We start from the raw sequence: 11551 nt of genomic DNA, 5'->3' as shown, positions 1-11551 counted from the left end.
CATCGCCGTCACGTGGCTGTGCTGTTCCAGAGCCTCGAAGACCTCATAGACACGACTGAAGACGCCCACATCCACGGCATCTGCCGCCCCCAGGAACTGCGCCATCTCGTGGGCTGTGCTCGATGCCCTCAGTGTTCCGCCAGCCACCCTGAGGAGGGCACCAAGCCCGGCGAGCAGCCTGCGATCGCAGGCCAGCACATCGCAAACGTTGATGTTGTGCACCGACCGGGTTGCGACAAGGGCATCGAGCAGCCCATCCGACCCACCCAACAGGCTGGCCGGCGCATTGATTGTCCGCTCGGGAATACCCAGGCCGTGCATGATCCGTAAGCAGTCCGTCAGCCGTTCCGGGGTTCCGGCCCGGTATGGCGTATCCAAGAAGGTGTAGGAAGCCTCGAGCTTCCCGGCGCCCTGTTCGGACCGGAGGAAACGGGCACAGTCCGTCAGTGCAGTCTCCAGATCCGCTATCTCCGCGAGGCTGTCGTAGGCCAGGTGGATGTTCAGCGGCCCCGGCTCGCGGGTGTAGTCGTGCTGCTCGGTGCTCACCCTGTCAGCCAGATCAAGTTTCACCGTCCTCACGGGAGGGTCCTCTCATGCTCGGACCTACCGATGAGGTCATGACCGAAAGGTGTCCCATCGGAACCGTAGACCGCCCACTCGTCGATGTTCTGCACGATCACCGGTTTGCCGTAAAGCCTGCCAGCCTTCGACAGTCTCCCGTACGACTGGAGCTTGTAGATGCTGGAGACATCGAGCAGGCCGTAGGAGTCGATCATGCCCCGGTAATCGTCGTTCACACGCTCCCGGACGTTCAGCAGCACATCGACCCCCTTGACGTGCCTGACTGCGAACACCGCCGCGGCAACGGTGTCCATGTGGCCTGAGATCTCCTTTAGGATCCAGTAGTTGACGCTCACCTTCAGGCAGAAGGCGACCTCTGGCCTCTCGCGGCGCAGCATGACCATGTGCTCCAGGTGGGAGATGAGGTCGATGCCGTTGGTGAGGATGTTGACTTTGACGATGTTGTCCAGCGTGAGCGCGTAGTGGAGGATGACCCAGAACCCGGGATGCGTGAAGGGTTCACCTCCCTCCAGCTGGACCTCCACTGGGACGCCGCGGGCGTTGGCCATATCGAGGATGTCGAAGGCTCTACGCACTTCGATGAAAGTCTCGCGGCCAGTGCCGGAGTACATGCAGCAGAACGGGCAGTCCAGGTTGCAGTTGCTGGTCAGTGACAGGTAAACCCGGTAACCGTTTCTCACCGCGATGCCCCTCGGTCATGGTAGCCGTCGTACCGGTCGAGGATGTCCTCGGTCTCGATCCACGAGCCACACAGGTTGCCGTTCTCATGCAGGACCATCTCATAGACCATGTCCGGGTTGTCGTCTTTCTCGGTGTACTGCCGGCTCAGGTCCGCGGACTCGGAGGCGACAGTGCAGTCCCTGTACCGGTAGACCTCGACGTAGTAGTAATAGCCGAGGATATTCAGGACTCTGCGGAAACTGGCGTCATCGTCGATCTCGGCCCAGAGATCGTTCAGGCGCACCTTGTTCTCGTCCATGTAGCGCATCATGGGGAGGTTCACGGCATTCCGGTCATAGTCCATAAGCTCCCGGAAGATGAAGTTCCTGGCACCCGCCTCCCGCAGGACGTCGAGATAGGTTTTCATCGTCCTGACGGTCCCCACCCCCTCCCGCAGGAGGATGCAACGGATGCGCGGGGCAAGCCTCTCACCCTCAAGGTAGGACAGGATCCTGGCCAGATGTGCCAGGCTGGTGTCACTGACAGTGCGTTTGTAGCGCATGATGCGCGCATTCTCGGCGTCGTCCCAGTGGGCGCGCGAGATGTTGAGGTGGTCGAACCCCGCTTCCAGCAAGGCGTCGATGGGCGCCTTCCGGTGACCGCCGACCGGACGGAATAGCCCTGACCCATTGGAGGTGATGGTCTTCTTCCTGAAACCAAGTTCTCTCAGCGCCTTGGCGATGATGTATGTACGCGGCAGGATCGTCGGCTCGCCCCCGGTCACGCTCACCGACGGATTCAGTGGGCGGATGGCCTCAAGGACTTCGTACAGGCGTTTCTCGTATTCGGCGTCGGAGGAGATCTTCTGCTTGGCGTAGATCAGGCTCTAGCGAAAAGCGAGCAGGACTATGGCGATACCGTTCGTGGCAAATCACCGAAAAAAGAGGTGCTTTACTGGGAGAGTGAAGCGTGGGAAAAATACTATAAAGTAGCTTACTAGGAGAATTTTCATGAGTGAGAATGCGATCGGAAGGAGATCGTTTTTGAAACTCGCCGCTTTAGGAGCGAGCAGCGTAGCTGCGTTTGGCGAAAATAATACGCTAAGAGCTGCTACTGAGCAAGAGATCAAAAACCCATTTCCAGGTTCCGTTATGAAGCGAACGATATGTTCGATCTGTTCCGTAGGCTGTGGTATCGAGGCTCAAGTGGATGAGAGCACCAATACCTGGATTCGCCAAGATATGGCAGTAGATCACCCGATCTCGCAGGGCAGTCACTGCTGTAAGGGAATCGATCAAATCGATCTAACCAAATCTAAAATGCGTCTTAAATATCCGCTCAAAAAGGTTGGTGGCAAGTGGGAGCGCATAAGTTGGGAGCAAGCCATTAACGAAATCGGCGATAAAATGCTTCAAGTTCGCAAAGAGGACGGCCCAGATAGTGTGGTATTTCTGGGTTCGGCTAAATTTTGTAACGAGCAGGCATATTATTTTAGAAAATTTGCAGCCTTCTGGGGTACAAACAGCAACGACCACGTAGCCAGAATTTGACATAGCGCAACAGTCGCCGGTGTGGCGAATACTTGGGGTTATGGAGCTATGACAAATCACGTAGGTGATATGGCGAAAAATTCTAAAATGATCCTTTTCATAGGTGCGAATTCCGCGGTTGCAAATCCAGTGGGAGCTATGAAGCACGCTCTTCAAGCGCGCGATAGAAACGGCGCAAAGATCGTCGTCGTCGATCCAAATTTTACAAGAACGGCGGCCAAGGCAGATATGTATATTAGAATTCGTCCGGGAACCGATATAGCGTTTGTGTACGGAATGCTGCATCTAATCTTTAAAAACGGCTGGGAAGATAAGGAGCTAATAAAAACCAGGACCTACGCTGTAGAGGAGATTAGAGCCGAAGCTGAGAAGTGGGATCCTAAAGAGGTAGCAAATGTCACCGGCTGCAAAGAAGAGGAGCTGATAGAATTTACGAGGATGTTCGCTACCACAAAGCCCGCTACTTTATGCTGGGCTCTAGGCATTACACAGCACTCGATCGGAAGTTCTAATACTAGAATTTTGGCTCTTTTGCAGCTCATACTAGGCAATATGGGCAAGCCGGGCGGCGGCTGCAACATCCTTCGAGGCCATGATAATGTTCAGGGCGCTACCGATATGTGCAATCTCTCCGATAGCTTACCTGCGTATTACGGGCTAGCCGATAACGCTTGGAAGCACTTCTGCAAGGGCTGGGGCGTAGATTATGAGCAGTTTATTAAAAGATTTGCCGTCTCTACTAAGCAGCCGCACGAAAAGCAGGGTGAAAAAGTGCCTGGTACGAATTTTACCGAGTATTTCCACTACGATCCGAGCATCGAGCAAGATGTGATAAACTGGCGCAACGAAAAGGGCTTTTCGCTATCTAAATGGTGGCAGGGCGTTTTGAAAAACGAGCCCGTTTTAAGTAGTGGTAACGTCCGCGTTCTTTGGGTGCAAGGCACAGGAATTACTTCTATGGCTCACGTTCGCGAGACTCAAGAAGCATTAGGCAAGATCGATATGCTGGTAGTCGCCGAGCCGTTCTTAAACGAAGTAGCGATTCTAAACGATAGACCGGATGGAATTTATGTTTTGCCGGTAGCTACGCAGTTTGAGAGCGAAGGTCATCTAAGCGCTACAAACCGCAGCGGTCAGTGGAGAACTCAGATCGTTAAGCCTCTATTTGAGAGCAAAGAGGATCAGGAGGTAATGTTTTTATTCGCGAAAAAATTCGGCTTTTACGACGAATACGTTCGCGGCATGAAGATGGGCATCGTTGATGGCGAGCTTAAGCAGGTTAAGGACGATTTTGTTTGGCCTGACGACGCTACCGACGAGATCGCACGCAATACTCAAAGTATTGGAAATAACGGACGCACCGCAGCTAGATTTCGCAGACAGCAGAAAAACTGGCATCTATTTGATCCCGATACCCTGCGCGGCATAGGCGGCGAAGTAGAGGGCGAATACTACGGACTTCCATGGCCTTGCTGGGATACGCAACACCCGGGCACGCCGATTCTTTACGACGTAACTAAGCCTTATGCCGACGGCGGTATGGGATTTAGAAACCGCTTCGGCTTAGAGCACGACGGCGTTTCGCAGCTAGCCGACGAGAGCATTACACTTCCGGGATCAAAAATTCAAGGCGGTCATGCGGAGATTACAAAAGCAAATATCGAACAGGTTTTAGGCATTACGCTAAGCGAGGATGAAAAAGCCAAGATGGGGCCTACGTGGAGTACCGATTATAGTGGCATTATCGCTAAAAAATGCCGCGAGTTTGGAATTTGTCCTTGCGGAAACGCAAGAGCAAGAGCGAAGGTTTGGCAGTTTGCGGATCAAATTCCAAAGCATCGCGAACCGATCCACTCGCCTAGATGGGATTTAGTGGAGAAATATCCGACCTTTGCGGATCAAAAACGAAATTTCCGCGTATTTACTAGATTTATCTCCGAGCAGAAAAAGCAGGATTGGAGCAAGGACTTCCCTACTATCGTAAGCTCGCTAAGGCTCGTAAATTTAAGCGGTGCGGGCATGATCGAGCGCACGAGCAAGTATCTTTCGGCGATTACTCCGGAGATGTTCGCGCACGTAAATCCTAAGCTTGCCGCTGATAAAGGTATCAAAGATGGCGAGATGATGTGGATTCATTCGCCGCAAGGCACGAAGATCAAAGTCAAGTGCATCTATTCGCACGCCGTAACGCCTGATCGTATTGTTATGCCGTATAACTTCGCGGGAATTTTCCAGGGCGAGGATCTAAGCGACCGCTATCCTGAGGGCACTAAGCCATATATCAGAGGCGAGAGCTCAAATACGATTACCAACTACGGCTTTGACATAAATACGCAAATTTCGGAATTTAACGCCGGTCTTTGCAGACTAGAAAGAGCATAAGGAGATAAAATGCCGGCAAGATTAAAATTTTACGTCGATGTCGAGCGTTGCATCGCTTGCTATGGTTGCCAGGTAGCCTGCAGCTCGGCGCACGAGGTTCCCGTGCAGATCAATAGGCGCAAGGTTATCACTTTAAACGAGGGCATAGAGGGGCAGGAGGTTTCAAGCTCTATTGCTTGCCAACACTGCACCGATGCGCCTTGCGCGCAGGTTTGTCCGGTTCAATGCTTCTATATCAGAACCGACGGCGTCGTTTTACATGACAAAGATAAATGTATCGGCTGCGGATACTGCCTCTATGCGTGTCCGTTCGGCGCTCCGCAATTCCCTAGAGACGGGGCTTTCGGTATCAAAGGTGCGATGGATAAGTGCACTATGTGCGCGGGTGGACCGGAGCCTACGTTTTCGCACGAGGAACTGCATAAATACGGTCAAAACCGCATCGCAGAGGGCAAGGTTCCGATGTGTGCGGCGATCTGTTGCACGAACGCTCTAATCGTGGGCGACGCGAGCAGAGTTTCGGAGGTTTATCGCAAGCGCGTGCTTACGCGCGGCGTGAGCCTATAAGATTGTGGAATTTTAAACTCCTCCGGTTTTAAAATTCCGTCTCTTTTCGCAGAAATTTCAACCGAGCGACGGCTTTAAATTTAGCGGTCGCTCGGCGCGAAATTTTATTAAAAAATTCTGAACCTACCCATTTGCCACTAGATTATTTCAAAAAATCGCTTCTTGCTGACATTAAAATTTTAAATTTATGCTACAATCACTCAAATTTAGGATTTGAAATCTTAAGCGAAAGGATCCGTCTTGAAAAATAAAATTTCACTTTTTTTGGTCATTTCGGCGTTTTTGATTTTTACAGGTTGCTCTAAAAACGTGCCCGTAAATAGCGGTATCGTGCGCACTTCCGAGCCGCTTCACATTATGGAATTTCCGCAGGATAAGCTCATAAGCGTAAATTTCACCAATACCTCGACGACGGATTCAAATTTAACCCAAGTAGTGATCCAGCATCTGCGTGCGGACGGATTTAAAGTCGTAAATAAAGGCGCGGCGAACGTCCAAATCGGCGGCAATCTAAACTACTTCCGCAAGGCGGATTTTTCGCGCAGATCGTGGGATAATCCAAGATTTAGCTTTGGTATGGGATTTGGCAGATATTACAGATATACGGGCGTGGGCGTAGGCTGGGGGATGCCGTTCGGTTATGATCCTTGGGACGACGACGATTATTACAGAGACTACTTCTACGACTCGCAGATCAGCCTCTACATAAGCGTTAAAAACAAGGGCGCGTGGAAGGATTACGTAACTAATCTTAACTACCAAAGCATCAAAAATCCGGGCTCTAAAGACTCGGTAATGGATGCGCTAAATTTTAAAATTTACGAATATATAAGACAACTGATTAAGCAGGGAAGATGATAGTAAAAGAGAATAAAAAGCCCGTAGCTATGACGCTGGCGGGATCGGCGATTTTGGCGCTCGCTAGCGGATATTGCTACCACGCGGGCTTTGGCGGCGCGGCGCTTTTTGCTTCCGTAGTCGCGGCGCTTTGCGCGTTTTTTTGCGCGCTCAGACTCGGCGCTAAAAATTATTTGCAGATCGGCGAGGATGCTTTTACGATCGTGCGTGGCGCGAATTCTGAGAGCTTCGAATACAAAGATATCGCAAATTTAGGCATAAAAACCTTTGTCGCGGGCAGAAACAAAACGGAGCTTTTAAATTTTGTATTCAAAAAAGCGCCGCAGGCGCAGGATCGCTTTAATTTTTTACGATTTTACAGCGACACGGAGGCTACGCTGCCGGGCTCGTTTGAAATTTCGATCTACGAGCTGAGTAAAATTTTGCGCGAAAAAGCGGGTCTTTCGCAAAGCCCTGAGGAAGAGCAAACCGCTTTAAAAACTCGCAAGGGCGCCAAGGGCTCTAAAAAAAGCGCGAGTAGCGGTAAAAATTTTAAAGCTAAAAACCTCCGCGATGAAAATTCCGCTTCGCAAAATTCCGATACGCAGAATTCCTGCGGCGCACAAAATTTAGATGAAAATTTAGGCGCGGAAAATTCCGGCGCCGCACAAGATTCCGCCATGCAAAATTCTAGCGGTGCTGCCGATTTAAACAACGCGCAGAATTTAGGGGGCGCTTCAAATTTAAACGAACAAAGCTCCTCTGCGCCGAATGATGCCGCTTCCTCAAATAGCGCCGTCGCGGGTGAAAATTTCACAGGCGCCGAGAATTCCGCGCCTAAAATTCCCGCGGGTGATAATGGATCTGACGTTGCGCCTGAAAGTGCGGCAGTGGCTAGCTATGATGCCGCCGATACCGCGATGCAAAGCTCCGCCTGCGAAAGTAAAATAAGTAGGCAGGTGCAGCCTTGAACTCCTTGCCGATCGGAATTTTCTTGCAAGGAGCCGCGCTGATGCTCTCGCTCATCGTCGCGATCGGCGCGCAAAACATCTTCGTCATCTCCCAAGGTCTTGCAAAAAACCACGTCGCGGCTGTTTGCATGGTTTGCGCGCTAAGCGATGCCGTATTTACGGCCGTAGGGATATTTTTAATCGGCGGCACTCTTAAGCAGGGCTCGCTTCTTACCCAAATTTTAGGCATAGGCGGGATCATATTTCTGCTCTGCTACGCGCTAAGCTCGTTATTTAGCGCCTACAGAGGCTCGCATTTTGCCAAGATCCAAAACTCGGCAAATAGCCCGCTAGCGCCCGTCGTAGCCAAAGCCCTTGCGGTGACGCTTCTAAATCCGCACGTGTATTTAGACACCGTCGTGGTCGTGGGCTCGCTCGGAGCTACGATTGCGGATCCGCAAAAGCCGTGGTTTTACGCGGGAGTTATGTTCGTATCGTTTGCGTGGTTTTTCGGCTTAGGCTACGGCTCGCGGGCGCTTTCAAAGCTTTTTGCAAGCAGTAGGGCATGGCGCATAATCGACGCGCTGGTGGGAGTTTTGATGCTGTATATGGCGTATCTGATCGCGAAGTTTGTCTTTAAAATTTAAAATTTCACGCTAAAATTCCGCATTCTTGATAAAGGATCTATGATGAAAATTGAAATTGAAAGCGGGCTCGAACTAAAAGAGGCCTTGTGGCGCGTAGAGAAAGCTCTGCGACTAGTGACCGACAAGGATGGCAAAATCACATCGAGCGCGACGCTTTACGTGGGCAAACATTCACTTTTAAATTTACTCGATACCAACCAGATCGAAAATATCCAAAACGCCTATGCGCGTGCCAGGACGGAATTTCGCGCGGAGATGCTGGGCGTGCTGGAAGGCTTTTTATCCCAAGAGGATGCCGAGAAAGATCCGGAATACGCGCTATTTAATCAGCTCTACCAAATGGCGATGACCGCGGGCAGAAAGAGCGATATTTTTATCCATGTCCAAGGCATCAGCGAAAACGAGGTCGTGCTGCGCGTGTACCAACGCTTCGAGCTGGAGGGTGGCGAGACAATCTATTATGCAGGCGGTGAGTTTAGCTATACTCTGGACGAAAATTTCGGCAAGATTTATCGCTACGAAATTTGATTTTAGCGGTGCGGCGCGAGATCGATGCCGCCTCGATCGTAAATATCGCACTACGCTTCTTTGCTGCAGCGTCTGAATTTAAACCCCCTAAAACACGCGGCGAGCTAAATTTAGACAAACTTTCTGCAACGATAAAATTCCGCTCGGTTAAAATTTATCGCGATTTCAAATTTAAAGCTACATGTAAATTTTTATCCTTCGATACGCAAATTTTACCCTACTGCCCGCCTGCCTTCGAGTTTGCCTTGTTTTACGTTCGTCAAAATTTTAAATCGAGCTCGAATAAATTTTGCTCCTTAGGCACACAAATTTTGTCGGATCGCACTTTTATGCAAAAGAAGAGATAATTAAACGAAGCCGAATTTAACTAAGGTGCGTGTATAGGAGGGCGGGCTCAAAGATGATACGCTAGGTGGAGGTTTGCTGCCATTGCTTACTTTAAAAATTTTAAGCATTAATACGTGCAAAATGTAAAAACAAAGAAGTGAAAACGCAATGCCAAGTAAAAAACTAGGATAATAAGAGCGCTGATCGGTCTGGCGATAATGATCGCAAAAGCCGTTGTTTGGCAGCTGGTGGGGCTAGTGGGGCTCGTGCCCTTTATCGTGGGCGTCACGGGATTTTGCCCCGCTTGTTACTTTTTAAACCGCTGTTCGCTAAAGCGCTAAATTTAGCCGCGGTATACGGTTTTGCCGTACATCGGGTAAAAGGCGCGATAAATTTTATGGCGAAGCGAGCGAGCTTTAAATTTTAATTATCCGCGCTTCGCTGCGGGATGTTAAATTTAAACTAGCCCTTTAAAGCTTAAAATTTTATCGCGCAATACAAGGCGGTAAATTTAATCTCGTGCCGCCGTCAATCGGCATGCCGCTATCTGCGTAAATTTTAGCGCCGCGCCGCTTTCGGCGCTCTTGCTAGAGCGGGCTTGCGCTCCGCGTCCGCCACAACCAAACTCTATGATTAATTGCACTCACCTCTTAAAATTCATCTTAAATTTGCTAAAATTGCAGCTAAATTTAAAATTTAAAGGAGCCAAAATGTCAAATATCTTAATCATAGGCGCGGGCGGCGTGAGCCAAGTCGCGACCGTAAAATGCGCGATGAACGCGGACGTTTTTACAAAAATAACCCTTGCTAGCCGCACTAAAAGCAAGTGCGACGCGATTGCTAAGTTTATCAAAGACCGCCTAGGCGTGCAGATTGATACCGTCCAGATCGACGCGGACGACACCGACGCCGTGGTCGCGCTCATCAAAAAAACGGGCGCCGAGCTACTGCTAAACGTCGCGCTGCCGTACCAGGACCTAACGCTGATGGATGCGTGCTCTCGCGCTGGTATACCATACATCGACACCGCAAACTACGAACACCCAGACACCGCCAAATTTGAATACAAGCTACAGTGGGCGAAGGACGGCGAGTTTAAAGCCGCAAACACTATGGCGCTGCTAGGAAGCGGCTTTGATCCGGGCGTGACAAACGTATTTTGCGCCTACGCGCAGCAAAATCTCTTTGACGAGATCGGCGAGATCGACATCCTAGACTGCAACGCGGGCGATCACGGCTATCCGTTTGCGACGAATTTCAATCCTGAAATCAACCTGCGCGAAGTGAGCGCAAAAGGCCGCTACTGGGAGCGCGGCGAGTGGAAAGAGACCGAGCCGATGCAGATAATGTTTAAATGGGACTACCCCAAAGTCGGCGTCAAGGACAGCTACCTGCTCTATCACGAGGAGCTAGAAAGCTTAGTAAAAAACATCAAAGGGCTGAAGAGAATCCGCTTTTTTATGACATTTGGGCAGAGCTACCTCACGCATATGAAATGCCTAGAAAACGTCGGCATGCTACGCATCGACGAGGTCGAGCACAACGGCGTAAAGATCGTGCCGATCCAGTTTTTAAAGACCTTGTTGCCTGATCCTGCGTCGCTCGGCCCTCGCACGAAAGGCAAAACCAATATCGGCTGCGTAATCCGCGGTTTAAAAGACGGCAAAGAGCGTCAGGTCTATATCTACAACGTCTGCGACCACGAGGCTTGCTACGCCGAGACTGGCGCGCAGGCCGTGAGCTACACGACGGGCGTACCTGCGATGATCGGCTCGATGATGGTCGCAAGGGGCATCTGGAGCGGCAAAGGCGTCTTTAATATGGAAAATTTCGACGCCAAGCCTTTCATGGACGAGCTAAATAAGCAGGGCTTGCCGTGGGAGATGATAGAAATGAAACCGGGCGAGAGGTATGAAGTCTAAATTTAAGGCTTGTCTTTTTCTACTTATACTTCGTTGAAATTTGATTTTTAATGCTCACGTATCAAATATACGCTCCGCTTAAAAATCAAATTTCGCCTCAGCTAGGCAAAAAATACTGCGCCTTATTCTGCTGCGTTTAAATTCTAATTAAATTCGCTCAGTCATGTATTTCATATACGCTCTCGTCCTCAAATTTTAATTCGTCTCAATCGGGGACAATACCGTGCGTCGAATGCTGCTTTAAATTTAGCTATAATCGCATAAAATTTTATCGGAGTAGATATGAAACGAATTTTAAAAGCGCTGATTTTTAGCATGGCATTTTCATTTCTCATTGTGGGTTGTGCTAGTAAAACCGCGCCCGTAGAGCTTGAAGGCAAGGAGCAAATTCGCGCGATCCAAAAAGAGGCAAACCGTACGGTAATGATCGGTGATGCTTACGACTACGAATTTGGCAGCGATTATCGCGCGGCAAAAGCGGAATTTGAGCACCTAAAATCGCTCTATTCACATGCAGTGGAGGTAAATAGAATTTCGATCGCTACGGATGCATTTAATGAACCTCACGCAAGCGCGGCGTCCTCATCAACAAGTGGGAC

The 11551-nt window shown here is 50.2% G+C and carries 13 protein-coding genes; 9 read left to right on the top strand and 4 right to left on the bottom strand.

Going from position 1 to position 11551, the window contains the following annotated elements:
* The 3 genes from Q0277_RS06220 to Q0277_RS06210 all read right to left on the bottom strand — a co-directional run.
* On the bottom strand, positions 1-579 hold a 579-nt coding region (locus Q0277_RS06220; protein WP_297996547.1), incomplete at its 3' end, for a hypothetical protein.
* The gene (locus Q0277_RS06215; protein WP_212321740.1) at positions 576-1262 is read right to left on the bottom strand and encodes a radical SAM protein; all 687 of its coding nucleotides are present in this window, start codon (positions 1260-1262) and stop codon (positions 576-578) included. The genes Q0277_RS06215 and Q0277_RS06220, both read right to left, overlap by 4 nt.
* A complete protein-coding gene (locus Q0277_RS06210; protein ID WP_366517329.1) occupies positions 1259-2074 on the bottom strand; it encodes a radical SAM protein in 816 nt (271 codons plus the stop codon). Before Q0277_RS06210 ends, Q0277_RS06215 begins: the two co-directional genes overlap by 4 nt.
* 178 nt (positions 2075-2252) lie before the next feature.
* On the opposite strand from Q0277_RS06210, the gene Q0277_RS06205 reads away from it, so the two are divergent.
* The 7 genes from Q0277_RS06205 to Q0277_RS06175 all read left to right on the top strand — a co-directional run bounded on the left by Q0277_RS06205 (position 2253) and on the right by Q0277_RS06175 (position 9371).
* Positions 2253-5174, top strand: a complete 2922-nt coding sequence (locus Q0277_RS06205; protein ID WP_297996541.1) for a formate dehydrogenase subunit alpha — start codon at positions 2253-2255, stop codon at positions 5172-5174.
* 9 nt (positions 5175-5183) lie between these two features.
* The gene (gene fdh3B, locus Q0277_RS06200) at positions 5184-5741 is read left to right on the top strand and encodes a formate dehydrogenase FDH3 subunit beta (RefSeq protein ID WP_005871109.1); all 558 of its coding nucleotides are present in this window, start codon (positions 5184-5186) and stop codon (positions 5739-5741) included.
* A gap of 240 nt (positions 5742-5981) precedes the next feature.
* The gene (locus Q0277_RS06195) at positions 5982-6599 is read left to right on the top strand and encodes a hypothetical protein (protein ID WP_005871112.1); all 618 of its coding nucleotides are present in this window, start codon (positions 5982-5984) and stop codon (positions 6597-6599) included.
* Positions 6596-7549: a hypothetical protein gene (locus Q0277_RS06190; RefSeq protein ID WP_297996540.1), complete on the top strand. Its 954-nt coding sequence runs from the start codon at positions 6596-6598 to the stop codon at positions 7547-7549. Before Q0277_RS06195 ends, Q0277_RS06190 begins: the two co-directional genes overlap by 4 nt.
* A complete protein-coding gene (locus tag Q0277_RS06185) occupies positions 7546-8175 on the top strand; it encodes a LysE/ArgO family amino acid transporter (protein WP_297996538.1) in 630 nt (209 codons plus the stop codon). Before Q0277_RS06190 ends, Q0277_RS06185 begins: the two co-directional genes overlap by 4 nt.
* 42 nt (positions 8176-8217) lie before the next feature.
* Positions 8218-8703 carry a hypothetical protein gene (locus Q0277_RS06180; RefSeq protein WP_297946029.1) on the top strand — a complete coding sequence of 162 codons (486 nt, stop codon included), beginning with the start codon at positions 8218-8220 and terminating at the stop codon, positions 8701-8703.
* A gap of 515 nt (positions 8704-9218) precedes the next feature.
* On the top strand, positions 9219-9371 hold the full coding sequence (locus Q0277_RS06175) for a DUF2892 domain-containing protein (RefSeq protein ID WP_315057307.1): 153 nt from the start codon (positions 9219-9221) through the stop codon (positions 9369-9371).
* Between the two features lie 170 nt (positions 9372-9541).
* Here Q0277_RS06175 and Q0277_RS06170 read toward each other — a convergent pair whose 3' ends face one another.
* Positions 9542-9673, bottom strand: coding sequence for a hypothetical protein (locus Q0277_RS06170; RefSeq protein ID WP_297996536.1), 132 nt, complete (start codon positions 9671-9673; stop codon positions 9542-9544).
* A 67-nt stretch (positions 9674-9740) separates the two neighbouring features.
* On the opposite strand from Q0277_RS06170, the gene Q0277_RS06165 reads away from it, so the two are divergent.
* Together Q0277_RS06165 and Q0277_RS06160 are read left to right on the top strand one after the other, a co-directional pair.
* A complete protein-coding gene (locus tag Q0277_RS06165) occupies positions 9741-10952 on the top strand; it encodes a saccharopine dehydrogenase family protein (protein ID WP_297996534.1) in 1212 nt (403 codons plus the stop codon).
* Positions 10953-11234: 282 nt separating this feature from the next.
* Positions 11235-11551: hypothetical protein (locus tag Q0277_RS06160; protein WP_297996532.1), on the top strand; the 317-nt coding region annotated here is incomplete at its 3' end.

Source organism: uncultured Campylobacter sp. (genome assembly GCF_938030815.1).
Taxonomy (GTDB): Bacteria; Campylobacterota; Campylobacteria; order Campylobacterales; family Campylobacteraceae; genus Campylobacter_B.
Note: the sequence above shows the minus strand (reverse complement) of the source record. Positions and strands in the feature narration are given on the sequence as shown.

What these genes read in the sequence shown, in the direction of transcription:
- fdh3B (WP_005871109.1), top strand. Translation starts at nt 5,184, where the DNA reads ATGCCGGCAAGATTAAAATTTTACGTCGATGTCGAGCGTTGCATCGCT.
- Q0277_RS06190 (WP_297996540.1), top strand. Translation starts at nt 6,596, where the DNA reads ATGATAGTAAAAGAGAATAAAAAGCCCGTAGCTATGACGCTGGCGGGA.
- Q0277_RS06165 (WP_297996534.1), top strand. Translation starts at nt 9,741, where the DNA reads ATGTCAAATATCTTAATCATAGGCGCGGGCGGCGTGAGCCAAGTCGCG.
- Q0277_RS06180 (WP_297946029.1), top strand. Translation starts at nt 8,218, where the DNA reads ATGAAAATTGAAATTGAAAGCGGGCTCGAACTAAAAGAGGCCTTGTGG.